The organism is Scandinavium sp. NPDC088450 (assembly GCF_044900545.1).
Lineage (GTDB): Bacteria > Pseudomonadota > Gammaproteobacteria > Enterobacterales > Enterobacteriaceae > Scandinavium.
Genome location: NZ_JBJDNI010000008.1, coordinates 1 through 14,901 on the forward strand (window position 1 = coordinate 1; position 14,901 = coordinate 14,901).

The following is a 14,901-nucleotide window of genomic DNA, read 5'->3' on the forward strand; positions in this document are numbered from 1 at the left end:
CCATCGTGTAACCATCCTTGCGAATGCGGGGTACCGGGTGTTCCGGTCCATGATACTGTTCGGTTTATCACATGTGGAGAGGTGCAGTCCGGCGCTAATTATCTACGGTACAGATTCGAAATCTAAGGCCGGATACGGCGTCCGGACTGCAGGCAGAAATAACTGGCCGGTTCTTTCTGCACGAGAGGAATAATACAAGGCCGGATAAGCGTAGCGTCATCCGGCAAAAAAAATAGCTGTATATAAACCCAGCAAAACATCCTCAACCAGGCTATACTCAGGCCTGGTTTTCTTTTTGAGTAGAGTGCGTGGCGCAGGCGCGAGAAGGTTTTTTATTAACCCGTCACTGGCGGGATACCCCGCAGGGCACGGAAGTCACTTTCTGGCTGGCGACGGATAACGGCCCGCTGCAGGTGACGCTTGCGCCGCAGGAATCTGTGGCTTTTATTCCGGAGTCACAGCGAGCGCAAACTGAAAGCTTACTGCGCAGTGAGCGAGATGCACGCCTTGCTCCGCTCGCATTGAAAGATTTTCACCGCCAGCCAGTATTCGGGCTTTATTGCCGTTCACATCGCCAGCTGATGCGTCTTGAAAAACTGCTGCGTGAAGACGGCATTACGGTTTATGAAGCCGATGTGCGCCCGCCCGAGCGCTATCTGATGGAACGCTTTATCACCGCGCCCGTTTGGGTCGAAGGTGAGCAACAGGGTCACGCGCTGGTCAACGCCCGCCTGAAACCCAATCCTCATTATCGCCCGCCGTTAAAATGGGTCTCACTCGATATCGAAACCACTCGCCATGGCGAGCTTTATTGCATTGGGCTCGAAGGCTGTGGTCAGCGCATTGTCTATATGCTCGGTCCGGAAAATGGCGATAAGTCTGCTGTGGATTTTCAGCTGGAATATGTTTCCAGCCGCCCGCAACTGCTGGAAAAACTCAATGCCTGGTTTGCGGAGCACGATCCTGATGTGCTGATCGGCTGGAATGTGGTGCAGTTTGATCTCAAAGTGCTGCAAAAACATGCCGAACGCTACCGAATTCCTTTGATGCTGGGGCGCGGTAACACGGAAATTGACTGGCGCGAGCACGGTTTTAAAAACGGCGTTTTCTTCGCCCAGGCCAGTGGCCGTTTGATTATCGATGGCATTGAGGCGCTGAAATCGGCCTTCTGGAATTTCTCTTCGTTCTCGCTGGAAAACGTGTCGCAGGAACTGCTTGGCGAAGGCAAGTCCATCGATAACCCCTGGGACAGAATGGACGAAATTGACCGCCGGTTTGCCGAAGATAAGCCCGCATTGGCGAAATATAACCTCAAAGACTGTGAGCTGGTGACCCGCATTTTCCATAAAACCGAGATCATGCCGTTCCTGCTGGAACGCGCCACGGTCAATGGTTTACCCGCGGACAGACACGGCGGTTCGGTCGCGGCCTTTGGCCATCTCTATTTCCCGCGCATGCATCGGCTTGGTTACGTCGCGCCGAATCTCGGCGAAGTTCCCCCGCAGGCAAGTCCTGGCGGCTACGTGATGGACTCACGCCCAGGGCTGTACGACTCCGTGCTGGTGCTCGATTACAAAAGCCTGTACCCGTCGATCATTCGCACCTTTCTTATCGATCCTGTCGGGTTGGTGGAAGGGATGGCGCAACCAGATAGCGAACACAGCACGGAAGGTTTCCTCGGCGCCTGGTTTTCACGAACCAACCACTGCCTGCCGGATATCGTCGGCCAGATTTGGCAGGGTCGCGATGAGGCGAAAGCACATCACAATAAGCCGCTGTCTCAGGCACTGAAGATCATCATGAATGCTTTTTACGGCGTTCTGGGTACCAGCGCCTGCCGTTTCTTCGATCCTCGTCTGGCTTCGTCGATCACCATGCGCGGGCACGCGATCATGCGTCAGACTCGCGAACTGATTGAGTCGAAAGGCTACGATGTGATTTACGGTGATACCGACTCCACGTTTGTCTGGCTGAAGCGCGCGCACAGTGAAGACGCTGCCGCCAGTATTGGCCGTGAACTGGTTGCGTTCGTGAATGAATGGTGGGCGAACGAGTTGCAAAAACAAGGCCTGACCAGCGCGATGGAACTGGAGTTTGAAACGCATTTTTGCCGCTTCCTGATGCCAACGATCCGCGGCACGGAAACGGGCAGCAAAAAGCGCTATGCCGGAATGATTCAGGAGGGCGAAGAACAGCGTATGGTGTTCAAAGGCCTGGAAACAGTGCGAACCGACTGGACGCCGCTGGCGCAACAGTTCCAGCAAACGCTCTATCGGCGCATTTTCCGCAATGAGCCGTATCAGGACTTTATTCGTGAGACCATCGACAAGTTAATGTCCGGCCAGCTCGACGACCAGCTGGTCTATCGCAAGCAATTGCGCCGCCCGCTGGCTGAATATCAGCGTAACGTGCCGCCCCATGTGCGTGCGGCAAGGCTAGCCGATGAACAAAATGCTAAACTGGGCAGGCCATTACAGTACCAGTCTCGCGGCAGCATCAAATACGTCTGGACGACAAGCGGCCCTGAACCGCTGGCGTATCAGCAGTCGCCGCCGGATTACGAACACTACCTGAGCAAACAGCTTGAACCCGTTGCTGATGGAATTTTACCGTTTGTCCACGATGACTTTGCTACACTACTGACAGGACAACTGGGGCTATTTTGACAGGTGACTAACACCCTGGCTTCCAGTACCATAGCGCCCTTTCCATTCCTGGACCCCAATTTTGACTCTCCGTGAAGCTTTTCGCGGAGGACACTTATTGCCTGCAATTAAAGATATAGAGCCCAAATTATATGCCTTTTACACTTGGTCAACGCTGGATCAGCGATACAGAAAGCGAGCTGGGATTAGGGACAGTCGTTGCGCTGGACGCGCGCATGGTAACCCTTCTCTACCCTGCTACAGGTGAAAACCGTCTGTATGCGCGTAACGACTCTCCTATCACCCGCGTGATGTTCAACCCGGGCGATACCATTACCAGCCACGACGGCTGGCAGCTGCGCGTTGACGAAGTAAAAGAAGAAAATGGTCTGCTGGCGTACGTCGGGTTCCGTCTGGATACCGAAGAAGAAGGCGTGGTACTGCGTGAAGTGCTGCTCGACAGCAAGCTGATTTTCAGCAAGCCACAGGACCGCCTGTTCGCCGGGCAGATTGACCGTATGGACCGCTTCGCCCTGCGTTACCGTGCGCGTAAATACCAGAGCGAAGAGTACCGCATGCCGTGGAGCGGCCTGCGTGGACAGCGCACCAGCCTGATCCCGCACCAGTTGCATATCGCCCACGACGTTGGCCGTCGCCATGCGCCACGCGTGTTGCTGGCCGATGAAGTCGGCCTTGGGAAAACGATTGAAGCCGGGATGATCCTGCATCAACAGCTCCTCTCCGGCGCGGCTGAACGTGTGCTGATCGTGGTACCTGAAACACTGCAACACCAGTGGCTGGTGGAAATGCTGCGTCGTTTCAACCTGCGCTTTGCGCTGTTTGATGATGAGCGCTATGCCGAAGCGCAGCACGACGCGGACAACCCGTTCGAAACTGAACAGTTAGTGATTTGCTCGCTGGACTTTGTTCGCCGCAGCAAGCAGCGTCTGGAACACCTTTGTGATGCCGAATGGGACATCATGGTGGTCGACGAAGCCCACCATCTGGTGTGGAGCGAAGAGGCCCCAAGCCGCGAATATCAGGCTATCGAGCAGCTCGCTGAACGTGTCCCAGGCATTCTGCTGTTGACCGCAACGCCGGAACAGCTGGGTATGGAAAGTCACTTTGCCCGTCTGCGTTTGTTAGATCCAAACCGTTTCCACGATTTCGAGCAGTTCGTTGAAGAGCAGCAAAATTATCGCCCTGTCGCAGACGCCGTTTCTCTGCTGTTGAGCGGCGAGCAGTTGAATAACGATCAGATGAACGCCCTGAGCGAACTGATTGGCGAGCAGGACATCGAGCCGCTGTTGCAGGCAGCAAACAGTGGTCGTGACGGTGCCGAAAGTGCTCGTCAGGAACTGATTGCCATGCTGATGGATCGCCACGGCACCAGCCGTGTCCTGTTCCGTAACACCCGTAACGGCGTGAAAGGTTTCCCGAAACGCGAACTGCACACCATCAAGCTGCCGTTGCCGACGCAGTATCAGACGGCAATTAAAGTGTCCGGCATTATGGGCGCACGCAAAACGTCAGAAGAACGCGCTCGCGACATGCTCTATCCGGAGCAGATTTATCAGGAATTTGAAGGCGATACCGGTACCTGGTGGAACTTCGATCCCCGTGTTGAATGGCTGATGGGTTACCTGACCGCGCATCGCTCGCAGAAAGTGCTGGTTATCTGTGCGAAGGCCGCCACTGCGCTGCAACTCGAACAAGTGCTGCGCGAGCGTGAAGGCATTCGCGCCGCCGTGTTCCACGAAGGCATGTCCATTGTGGAACGTGACCGTGCTGCGGCCTGGTTTGCGGAAGAAGACACCGGTGCGCAAGTGCTGCTGTGTTCTGAAATCGGTTCTGAAGGCCGTAACTTCCAGTTCGCCAGCCACCTGGTGATGTTCGATCTGCCGTTCAACCCGGATTTGCTGGAGCAGCGTATTGGTCGTCTGGACCGTATCGGTCAGGCGCACGATATTCAAATCCACGTGCCGTATCTGGAAAAAACCGCTCAGTCCGTGCTGGTGCGCTGGTTCCACGAAGGTCTGGATGCGTTCGAGCACACCTGCCCGACGGGCCGCACTATTTACGATAGCGTTCATACGCAACTGATTGAATACCTTGCCGCGCCGGAAAACACCGACGGTTTTGACGAGCTGATCAAAGCCAGCCGCGAGCAGCACGATGCGCTGAAAGCCCAGCTGGAACAGGGGCGTGACCGCCTGCTGGAAATCAACTCTAACGGCGGCGAAAAAGCGCAGGCGCTGGCAGAAAGCATTGAAGAGCAGGATGACGATACCGGGCTCATCAGTTTCTCGATGAACCTTTTCGATATTATCGGTATTAACCAGGATGATCGTGGCGAAAACCTGATCGTGCTGACCCCGTCCGATCATATGCTGGTACCGGATTTCCCTGGCCTGCCAGAGGACGGTTGTACCGTGACGTTCGAGCGTGATGTCGCACTTTCCCGCGAAGATGCGCAATTCCTGACCTGGGAGCATCCGCTGATCCGCAACGGTCTGGATCTGATTCTTTCCGGCGACACAGGCAGCAGCACCATTTCGCTGCTGAAAAATAAAGCATTGCCGGTCGGTACCCTGCTGCTGGAACTGATTTACGTGGTTGAAGCGCAAGCGCCTAAGCAGCTGCAGTTGCACCGCTTCCTGCCGCCAACGCCGGTCCGTATGCTGGTTGATAAGAACGGTAACAACCTGGCCGCTCAGGTTGAGTTCGAAACCTTCAACCGCCAGTTAAGCGCGGTGAACCGTCACACCGGCAGCAAGCTGGTGAACGCTGTTCAGCAGGACGTGCACGCCATTCTGCAACAGGGTGAAGCGCAGGTAGAAAAAACCGCGAAGGCCTTGATTGAAGCGGCGCGTCAAGAAGCGGACGAGAAACTGAGCGCCGAACTGTCGCGTCTGGAAGCGCTGAAAGCCGTCAACCCGAACATCCGTGATGACGAGCTGGAAGCCATTGAAAGCAATCGCCAGCAGGTGATGGAAGCTCTGGCTCAGGCTGGCTGGCGTCTGGATGCGCTGCGACTGATTGTCGTCACGCATCAGTAAGGAAAAGGTTATGGTACTGGAGTCCTACAATCCGCCTCAGGATCCCTGGCTGGTGGTGCTGTATCAGGATGAACACATTATGGTGGTCAACAAGCCGAGCGGCTTGTTGTCCGTGCCGGGTCGTCTGGAAGAGCACAAAGATAGCGTGATGACACGCATTCAGCGTGATTTTCCTGAGGCGGAGTCTGTTCATCGTCTGGATATGGCAACCAGCGGCGTGATTGTGGTGGCTCTGACCAAAGCCGCAGAACGTGAGCTGAAGCGGCAGTTCCGCGAGCGCGAACCGAAGAAGCAGTATCTGGCACGCGTCTGGGGTCATCCGGAAAAGGCAGAAGGCCTGGTGGATTTACCGCTGATCTGCGACTGGCCGAATCGCCCGAAGCAAAAAGTCTGTTTCGAGACAGGCAAATCAGCGCAGACGGAATATGAGGTGCTGGAGTATGCCGATGACAACACCGCACGCGTGCTGCTGAAGCCGATTACCGGACGTTCTCATCAGTTGCGTGTGCATATGCAGGCGCTAGGCCATCCGATTCTGGGCGACCGCTTTTATGCCACGCCAGAAGCTCTGGCGATGGCACCTCGCCTGCTGCTGCACGCAGAAATGCTGACGATTACCCATCCTAAATTTGGCAATAGCATGACGTTTAAAGCGCCGGTGGATTTTTAATTCGCTGCGGCCTGACGCCCTCTCCCCCGGCCCCTCTCCCACAGGGCGAGGGGAGCAAAACCGGCACTAATCCAATCCCCTCTCCCCGCGGGAGAGGGGTTAACTCCCAAACTACTTAAACCCTTTCTGCTCTTTGATGAGCTCATAGGCCTTCTGAATTTCTTGCGCTTTTTGCTTCGCCATTTCCATCATTTCTGGCGGCAAACCTTTGGCGACCAGTTTGTCAGGGTGATGTTCGCTCATCAGCTTACGGTACGCGCGCTTGATGGTCGCCGCATCGTCCGTCGACTTCACGCCCAGCACGTTACAGGCATCTTCAAGGGTGGGCCCGCGCTGTGCTTGTTGCCAACCGCCGCCGGATTGCGATTGCTGCTGATATCCACCGCCAAACTGCGCGCCGCCTTGCATCATGCGCAGGAACTGATCGAACTGCGCTCGGGAAATGCCCAGCTCATCGGCAATAACGAACAATACTTCACGTTCATTCGGGTGCAGTGAACCATCCGCAAAAGCCGCCTGAATCTGAATTTCCAGAAACATCCGAATTAAATCGAAGCGACCAAAACAGACGCTACGCAGCTGACGCATTTTCTCGCGCAGCGGGTAGTTATCGGCCTTACCCACGCGGAAGGCATGCTGTGCAGCAACACGAGACTCGCCGTGCAGATTCATGCGATCCATCAGGATGCTGGCGACATGAATGTCCGCTTCCGTCACCCGCCCTTTGGATTTGGTCAGGTGCCCCATCACTTCAAAGGTGGTCGCGAAGAACAGCGACTGACGTTCCTGCTGGTTGGCAAAAAAGTTGAGTCTGCGGCTACGCGCTTTGTCAAACATGTGGCCAATGAGCAACCCGAGTACTGCGCCCCAGAATCCGCCGCCCATCATCAGCGCCACGGCCACACCAATCACTTTACCCCAATACTGCATAGACTCCCCGGATAGTCAAAATCATCATGCCGCAGGCATTTTCTTGCGCCTTGATAAAAGGCGAGTTTCCCTGCATTGACCTGATGGTCATTGCAGGACATAACCTATAATTTGCTTTATCATACTCGCCATTCTACACAGTGCCTAACGTCACTGGCTCGAAGCGGCAGGATTAACACTGGCGCGTTAACGATGAGTACGTTAGTCTCTGACCGTTTGCAAGCCGCGAAGCCACAGATGACGGAACAACTAATAAAACGTATGAAAAAACGTATTCCCACCCTTCTGGCTACCCTGATCGCCAGCGCTCTCTACAGTCAGCAGAGTGCGGCGGCCGACCTCGCATCACAATGTATGCTGGGGGTACCAAGCTATAATCGTCCGCTGGTGCAGGGGGATACTAATAGTCTGCCTGTCACCATTAATGCCGATCACGCCAAAGGGAATTACCCTGATAATGCCGTATTTACCGGCAATGTCGATATCAATCAGGGTAATAGCCGCTTACAGGCCGATGAAGTGCAGTTGCACCAGAAGCAGGTGCCTGGTCAGGTAGATCCGGTGAGAACCGTCGATGCGCTGGGCAATGTACACTATGACGACAATCAGGTGATCCTGAAAGGTCCGAAAGCCTGGTCGAACCTGAATACCAAAGATACCAACGTCTGGGACGGTAACTACCAGATGGTGGACAGACAAGGTCGCGGCACCGCTGATGTAATGAAACAGCGCGGACAAAACCGCTACACCATTCTTGATAACGGCACCTTTACTTCTTGTCTGCCGGGTTCCAATACCTGGAGCGTGGTCGGCAGCGAAGTGATTCAGGACCGTCAGGAAGAAGTGGCCGAAATCTGGAACGCCCGCTTCAAAATTGGCCCTGTGCCGGTGTTCTACAGCCCGTATCTTCAATTACCGATTGGTGACAAACGCCGCTCGGGTTTCCTGATCCCTAACGCAAAATACAGCAGCAACAACGGCTTTGAATTCTACTTGCCGTACTACTGGAACATTGCACCAAACTTCGATGCCACCATTACGCCTCACTATATGCAAAAGCGTGGCGGCATCATGTGGGAAAACGAATTCCGCTACCTGACTCAGGCAGGTTCTGGCCTCTTTGAATTCGACTATCTGCCGTCTGACAAGGTGTATGACGACGAGCACCCAAGTGACGATAGCCGCCGCTGGTTGTTCTACTGGAAACACGGCGGGGTGATGGATCAGGTGTGGCGCTTCAACGTCGATTACACCAAGGTCAGTGACCCGTATTACTTTAACGATTTCGACTCGAAATACGGTTCAAGTACCGACGGCTACGCCACGCAGAAATTCAGCGTCGGCTATGCGGTAGAGAACTTTAACGCCACCGTCTCCACCAAGCAGTTCCAGGTCTTCGACACCCAGAGCAACAGCTCTTACGCGTCGCAGCCACAGTTGGATATGAACTTCTATCAGAACGACGTTGGCCCGTTTGATACCCGTATTTATGGCCAGGTTGCGCACTTCGTTAACACCAATGATGACCTGCCTGAAGCCACGCGTGTCCACATCGAACCGACTATCGACCTGCCGCTGTCCAACGGCTGGGGAAGTATTGATACTGAAGCCAAACTGATGGCGACTCACTATCAGCAAAGCGATGTCGAGTGGTACAACCAACATTACAACGCGGATTTGAAAGAGTCTGTTAGCCGTGTTCTGCCGCAGTTCAAGATTGACGGCAAAATGGTCTTCGAGCGTGATATGGACTGGTCTCAGGGCTATATCCAGACGCTGGAACCGCGCGTTCAGTATCTGTATGTGCCTTACAAAGATCAGAGCAATATCATGCAGTACGATTCCACACTGTTGCAGTCGGACTACAGCGGCCTGTTCCGTGACCGTAGCTACAGTGGTCTCGACCGTATTGCCTCAGCCAACCAGGTCACTACGGGCGTGACTTCCCGCGTTTATGATGAAAATGCGGTTGAACGTTTTAACGTGTCCGTGGGTCAAATCTACTACTTCACCCCGACTCGTACGGGTGATGAGAGTGATGACTGGTCTTCCAGCGATCAAAAAGGCTCTCTGGTATGGGCTGGTGATACCTACTGGCGCATGAGCGACTTCTGGGGCCTGCGTGGTGGTGTTCAGTACGATACTCGTCTGGATAACGTCGCCACCGGCAACGGTACCATTGAGTACCGCCGCGATCAGGACCGTTTAGTGCAATTTAGTTACCGTTATGCAAGCCCGGAGTATATTACGGCCACTCTGCCGTCTTACTCCAACAGTGCACAGTACAAAGACGGTATTTCTCAGGTCGGTATGACAGCAAGCTGGCCAGTGGTTGATCGCTGGTCGGTGGTCGGTGCGTATTACTACGACACCAATGCCAACAAACCTGCTGACCAAATGCTCGCTGTACAGTACAACTCTTGCTGCTACGCCATCCGTCTGGGTTACGAACGTAAACTCAACGGTTGGGATAGCCCGAACGCGCAAGGGAAATACGACAACGTCATCGGCTTCAATGTTGAACTGCGCGGCCTGAGCTCTAACTATGGCCTGGGCACTCAGCAGATGCTGCGTACGCCGATCATGCCGTATCAGAGCTCTTTGTAACGCCACAGTTTAAAAACGTAATCCGCCTTTGCGGTTAATTGAAATGGAAAGAGTATGAAGAACTGGAAAACGCTGCTTCTCGGTATCGCCATGGTTGCGAATACCAGTTTCGCCGCCCCACAGGTTGTCGATAAGGTCGCAGCAGTCGTGAATAACGGCGTGGTACTGGAAAGCGACGTCGATGGTATGATGCAGTCCGTGAAAGGCAGTGCAGGCCAGGCAGGCCAACAGCTGCCGGATGACGCCACTCTGCGCCACCAGATTCTGGAACGTCTGATCATGGATCAGATTGTCCTGCAAATGGGCCAGAAAATGGGCGTAAAAGTCACCGACGACCAGCTCGATGCCGCCATTGCCAACATTGCAAAACAGAACAACATGACCATGGATCAGATGCGTAGCCGTCTGGCCTATGACGGCATGAACTACAACACCTATCGCGCACAGATTCGTAAAGAGATGATTATCTCTGAAGTGCGTAACAATGAAGTTCGTCGCCGTATTACTGTTCTGCCGCAGGAAGTTGACGCATTGGCTTCCCAGATTGGTAACCAGAATGATGCCAGCACCGAACTGAACCTGAGCCACATTCTGATCCCACTGCCAGAAAACCCATCCTCCGATCAGGTCAAGGATGCTGAAAGCCAGGCGCGTTCAATCGTCGATCAGGCTAAAGGCGGCGCGGACTTCGGTAAACTGGCTATCACCTACTCTGCAGACCAGCAGGCGCTGAAAGGCGGCCAGATGGGTTGGGGTCGTATTCAGGAACTGCCTTCTATCTTCGCTCAGGCACTGAGCACCGCGAAGAAAGGCGACGTTATCGGCCCTATTCGTTCTGGTGTGGGCTTCCACATCCTTAAAGTGAATGATCTGCGCGGTCAGACACAAAGCATTTCTGTGACGGAAGTTCATTCTCGTCACATCCTGCTGAAGCCATCGCCTATCATGACCGACGATCAGGCACGTGCGAAGCTGGAAGAAGTGGCTGCTGATATCAAGAGCGGTAAAACCACCTTCGACAAAGCGGCAAAAGAGCTTTCTCAGGACCCAGGTTCAGCCAATCAGGGCGGTGATTTGGGTTGGGGTACGCCGGATATGTACGATCCTGCGTTCCGTGATGCTCTGCTGAAATTGCAGAAAGGCGAAATCAGCGCACCGGTTCACTCCTCTTTCGGCTGGCACCTGATTCAGTTGCTGGATACACGCAACGTTGACCGTACCGATGCAGCTCAGAAAGATCGTGCTTACCGCATGCTGATGAACCGCAAGTTCTCTGAAGAAGCGGCGACCTGGATGCAGGAACAGCGTGCCAGCGCGTACGTTAAAATTCTGAGCAACTAATGACGCAGCCACAACGTGTTGTTATCACTCCCGGCGAACCCGCCGGGATTGGCCCGGACCTCGTGGTTCAGCTCGCCCAGCTAGACTGGCCGGTTGAACTGGTGGTGTGCGCCGACAAAACGCTTTTAACAGACCGGGCAGCAATGCTCGGTTTGCCGTTAACGCTTCTGCCTTACGCGGCCTCTCAAAAGCCTGTCCCGCAGCGCGCGGGCACATTGACTCTGCTACCTGTCTCCCTTCACGCTCCCGTTATACCTGGAACGCTTAACGTTCAGAATGGTGCTTATGTGGTGGAAACATTAGCCCGAGCTTGTGACGGTGCCACCAGCGGTGAATTCGCGGCACTCATCACAGGCCCTGTGCAAAAGAGCATTATCAACGATGCAGGCATCCCGTTTATCGGGCATACCGAATTCTTTGAAGAGCGTTCAGGCACGAAGAAAGTGGTGATGATGCTGGCGACAGAAGAGCTGCGAGTCGCGCTGGCGACAACGCATCTGCCGCTGAAAGCCATTAGCGAAGCCATTACCGGCGATTTATTGCGTGAAGTGATCACCATTCTTCATGACGATCTGCGTACCAAATTTGGCATCAAAGAACCCCATGTTCTGGTCTGTGGCCTGAATCCCCACGCAGGGGAAGGCGGACACATGGGCATGGAAGAGATCGAGACGATCATTCCCGTGCTTGACGAGCTACGCGCAAAAGGCATGAACCTCAGTGGTCCATTGCCCGCAGACACCCTTTTCCAGCCAAAATATCTCGACCATGCCGATGCAGTCCTGGCGATGTACCACGATCAGGGCCTGCCCGTGCTAAAATACCAGGGATTCGGCCGCGCAGTGAACATCACGCTCGGTTTACCCTTTATCCGTACGTCCGTCGATCACGGCACCGCACTTGAACTGGCGGGCCAGGGAAAAGCGAACGTCGGCAGTTTTATTACGGCGCTTAATCTCGCCATCAAAATGATTGTTAACTCTCAATGAATAATCGAGTCCACCAGGGCCACTTAGCCCGAAAACGCTTCGGGCAAAACTTCCTCAACGATCAATTTGTGATTGAAAGCATTGTCTCAGCCATCAATCCTCAAAAAGGCCAGGCGATGGTAGAAATCGGCCCGGGTCTGGCAGCACTGACCGAGCCGGTTGGCGAACGTCTTGACGAACTGACCGTTATCGAACTGGACCGCGATCTGGCTGCACGTCTGCAAACGCACCCGTTCCTTGGCCCAAAACTGACCATTTACCAACAGGATGCGATGACCATGAACTTCGGCGAGCTGTCGGAGAAAATGGGTCAGCCGCTGCGCGTGTTTGGCAACCTGCCGTACAACATTTCTACCCCGCTGATGTTCCACCTGTTTAGCTATACTGATGCCATTGCCGATATGCACTTTATGTTGCAAAAAGAGGTGGTCAATCGTCTGGTTGCAGGCCCAAACAGTAAAGCGTATGGTCGTTTAAGTGTAATGGCGCAGTATTACTGCAACGTAATCCCAGTGCTGGAAGTGCCGCCAACCGCCTTCACACCACCGCCGAAAGTCGATTCCGCCGTTGTCCGCCTGGTGCCGCACGGCAGCAACAAGCCTTACCCGGTGAAAGACGTGCGTGTCCTGAGTCGTATTACAACCGAAGCGTTTAACCAACGCCGTAAAACGATTCGTAACAGCCTCGGCAACCTCTTCTCTGTTGAGCTTCTGACAGAGCTTGGCGTCGACCCGGCGATGCGTGCAGAAAACATCTCGGTAGCCCAGTATTGCCGTCTGGCGAACTGGCTGTCAGAAAACGCGTCCCCGAAGGAGAGCTAAACCATGATCAATTCGCCCCGCGTCTGTATTCAGGTTCAAAGCGTTTACATTGAGGCGCAGTCCTCACCCGATGATGAGCGCTATGTGTTTGCCTATACGGTCACGATTCGCAATCTGGGGCGAGGATCGGTTCAGCTTCTTGGTCGCTACTGGCTGATAACTAACGGCCATGGCCGAGAAACCGAAGTTCAGGGGGAAGGTGTGGTTGGTGTTCAGCCGCACATTGCTCCAGGCGGTGAATATCAGTACACCAGCGGTGCCGTGCTGGAAACACCGCTCGGCACGATGCAAGGCCACTATGAAATGATCGATGCTGAAGGCAATCCGTTTAGCATCGATATCCCTGTTTTCCGTCTGGCCGTGCCAGCCCTCATCCATTAATACAACACTACTACAATGAGCACATACCTTATTGGCGACGTTCACGGCTGCTACGATGAACTGATCGCGTTGTTAAAGCAGGTGGAATTTACTCCAGGGCAGGATACCCTTTGGCTGACGGGCGATTTGGTGGCGCGAGGCCCCGCATCGCTTGAAGTGCTGCGTTACGTGAAGTCTCTGGGCGACAGCGTGCGTATCGTGCTGGGTAATCACGATTTGCATCTGCTGGCCGTGTTTGCAGGCATCAGCCGCAATAAGCCAAAAGACAGATTGACCCCGCTGCTGGAAGCGCCGGATGCTGATGAGCTGCTGAACTGGCTACGCCGTCAGCCGCTGTTGCAGGTCGATAAAGAGAAAAAACTGGTCATGGCGCACGCCGGGATCACCCCGCAATGGGATCTGGAAACCGCCGAACAGTGTGCTCGTGATGTGGAAGCCGTTCTGTGCAGTGATTCCTATCCGTTTTTCCTCGATGCGATGTACGGCGACCTGCCAAACCACTGGTCAACTGAGCTGTCCGGCCTGGCGCGTCTGCGTTTCATCACCAATGCATTCACCCGCATGCGTTACTGCTTCCCGAACGGCCAACTGGACATGTACACCAAAGAGTCACCGGAAAACGCACCAGCCCCGCTGAAGCCGTGGTTCGCGATCCCTGCACCGGTCACAGACGAGTACAGCGTAGTGTTCGGACACTGGGCATCGCTGGAAGGCAAAGGCACACCAGAAGGGATTTACGGGCTGGATACAGGATGTTGCTGGGGCGGAGAACTGACTTGTCTGCGCTGGGAAGATAAAACTTACTTTGTGCAGCCGTCCAATCGCCATCTGGATTTGGGCGAAGACGAGGCTGTGGCTTCCTGATTCAATGCCTGATGGCGCGTTGCTTATCAGGCCTACAAAAACGTGGCCCCGGTAAGCAAACGCCACCGGGGACAACGACATCAACGACGGTCTAAGATCTCAAAGCAATAACTGTGTGAGTTCTGCTCGTCTGCGTCGTGAAACTCGCTGAAGGTTGATTCCCAGTCGTCTGGATCATAATCCGGGAAGTGAGTATCGCCTTCGACTTCCGCATCAATGTGCGTCAGGTACAGACGATGCGCTTTCGGCAGGAACTGTTCGTACACGCGTCCGCCGCCAATCACCATGATCTCTTCCGCGTCGCCGCAGGCAGCAATCGCTTCATCGACTGATTTCACCCACTCAACCCGATCGTCAGTACCAGGCTTGCTGCTGATGACGATGTTCTTACGGCCAGGCAAAGGACGACCGATAGATTCCCAGGTCAGGCGCCCCATCACCACAGGCTTATTCAGCGTGGTGCGTTTAAACCAGGCGAGATCGGCTGGCAGGTTCCAGGGCATGGCGTTTTCCATGCCGATAACGCGATCCACCGCTAACGCCGCAATCAGACTGATCATTGAAAGTATCCCGGATGCAAAAAATTGCCGCCAC

11 protein-coding genes are annotated in these 14,901 nt (G+C 54.5%); 9 read left to right on the top strand and 2 right to left on the bottom strand.

The genetic code is table 11. The features are described 5' to 3' along the window. Positions 1–308 precede the first annotated feature (308 nt). The 3 genes from polB to rluA all read left to right on the top strand — a co-directional run bounded on the left by polB (position 309) and on the right by rluA (position 6,374). On the top strand, positions 309–2,666 hold the full coding sequence (gene polB, locus ACI2I2_RS09110) for a DNA polymerase II (protein ID WP_404657620.1): 2,358 nt from the start codon (positions 309–311) through the stop codon (positions 2,664–2,666). Between the two features lie 131 nt (positions 2,667–2,797). Continuing rightward, positions 2,798–5,704, top strand: a complete 2,907-nt coding sequence (rapA, locus tag ACI2I2_RS09115; RefSeq protein ID WP_404657621.1) for an RNA polymerase-associated protein RapA — start codon at positions 2,798–2,800, stop codon at positions 5,702–5,704. A 10-nt stretch (positions 5,705–5,714) separates the two neighbouring features. Then, positions 5,715–6,374: a bifunctional tRNA pseudouridine(32) synthase/23S rRNA pseudouridine(746) synthase RluA gene (gene rluA, locus ACI2I2_RS09120; protein ID WP_404657622.1), complete on the top strand. Its 660-nt coding sequence runs from the start codon at positions 5,715–5,717 to the stop codon at positions 6,372–6,374. A gap of 111 nt (positions 6,375–6,485) precedes the next feature. Here the strand turns inward: rluA and djlA are convergent, their stop codons facing one another. After that, positions 6,486–7,304 carry a co-chaperone DjlA gene (gene djlA / locus ACI2I2_RS09125; protein WP_330982305.1) on the bottom strand — a complete coding sequence of 273 codons (819 nt, stop codon included), beginning with the start codon at positions 7,302–7,304 and terminating at the stop codon, positions 6,486–6,488. 261 nt (positions 7,305–7,565) lie between these two features. On the opposite strand from djlA, the gene lptD reads away from it, so the two are divergent. Genes lptD through apaH form a run of 6 tightly spaced genes read left to right on the top strand, consistent with a single transcriptional unit; the run spans position 7,566 to position 14,307 of the window. Further along, positions 7,566–9,911 (top strand): LPS assembly protein LptD, encoded by a 2,346-nt coding sequence (gene lptD / locus ACI2I2_RS09130; protein ID WP_404657792.1) that lies wholly within the window; start codon positions 7,566–7,568, stop codon positions 9,909–9,911. 54 nt (positions 9,912–9,965) lie between these two features. Continuing rightward, positions 9,966–11,252 (top strand): peptidylprolyl isomerase SurA, encoded by a 1,287-nt coding sequence (gene surA, locus ACI2I2_RS09135; RefSeq protein ID WP_404657623.1) that lies wholly within the window; start codon positions 9,966–9,968, stop codon positions 11,250–11,252. Next, positions 11,252–12,241 (top strand): 4-hydroxythreonine-4-phosphate dehydrogenase PdxA, encoded by a 990-nt coding sequence (pdxA, locus tag ACI2I2_RS09140; protein WP_404657624.1) that lies wholly within the window; start codon positions 11,252–11,254, stop codon positions 12,239–12,241. The genes surA and pdxA overlap by 1 nt, the downstream gene beginning before the upstream one ends. Then, entirely contained in the window at positions 12,238–13,062 is an 825-nt protein-coding gene (rsmA, locus tag ACI2I2_RS09145) for a 16S rRNA (adenine(1518)-N(6)/adenine(1519)-N(6))-dimethyltransferase RsmA (protein ID WP_404657625.1), read from the top strand. The genes pdxA and rsmA overlap by 4 nt, the downstream gene beginning before the upstream one ends. Before the next feature lie 3 nt (positions 13,063–13,065). After that, on the top strand, positions 13,066–13,443 hold the full coding sequence (gene apaG / locus ACI2I2_RS09150; protein WP_330982300.1) for a Co2+/Mg2+ efflux protein ApaG: 378 nt from the start codon (positions 13,066–13,068) through the stop codon (positions 13,441–13,443). A 15-nt stretch (positions 13,444–13,458) separates the two neighbouring features. Then, positions 13,459–14,307 (top strand): bis(5'-nucleosyl)-tetraphosphatase (symmetrical) ApaH, encoded by an 849-nt coding sequence (gene apaH / locus ACI2I2_RS09155; protein ID WP_404657626.1) that lies wholly within the window; start codon positions 13,459–13,461, stop codon positions 14,305–14,307. 80 nt (positions 14,308–14,387) lie between these two features. Here the strand turns inward: apaH and folA are convergent, their stop codons facing one another. After that, positions 14,388–14,867, bottom strand: a complete 480-nt coding sequence (folA, locus tag ACI2I2_RS09160; protein WP_404657627.1) for a type 3 dihydrofolate reductase — start codon at positions 14,865–14,867, stop codon at positions 14,388–14,390. Positions 14,868–14,901: the final 34 nt, after the last annotated feature.

Coding starts and splice junctions, on each gene's coding strand:
- rsmA (WP_404657625.1), top strand. CDS start 12,238: ATGAATAATCGAGTCCACCAGGGCCACTTAGCCCGAAAACGCTTCGGG.
- folA (WP_404657627.1), bottom strand. CDS start 14,867: ATGATCAGTCTGATTGCGGCGTTAGCGGTGGATCGCGTTATCGGCATG.
- surA (WP_404657623.1), top strand. CDS start 9,966: ATGAAGAACTGGAAAACGCTGCTTCTCGGTATCGCCATGGTTGCGAAT.
- apaG (WP_330982300.1), top strand. CDS start 13,066: ATGATCAATTCGCCCCGCGTCTGTATTCAGGTTCAAAGCGTTTACATT.
- rluA (WP_404657622.1), top strand. CDS start 5,715: ATGGTACTGGAGTCCTACAATCCGCCTCAGGATCCCTGGCTGGTGGTG.
- djlA (WP_330982305.1), bottom strand. CDS start 7,304: ATGCAGTATTGGGGTAAAGTGATTGGTGTGGCCGTGGCGCTGATGATG.
- apaH (WP_404657626.1), top strand. CDS start 13,459: ATGAGCACATACCTTATTGGCGACGTTCACGGCTGCTACGATGAACTG.
- rapA (WP_404657621.1), top strand. CDS start 2,798: ATGCCTTTTACACTTGGTCAACGCTGGATCAGCGATACAGAAAGCGAG.
- lptD (WP_404657792.1), top strand. CDS start 7,566: ATGAAAAAACGTATTCCCACCCTTCTGGCTACCCTGATCGCCAGCGCT.
- pdxA (WP_404657624.1), top strand. CDS start 11,252: ATGACGCAGCCACAACGTGTTGTTATCACTCCCGGCGAACCCGCCGGG.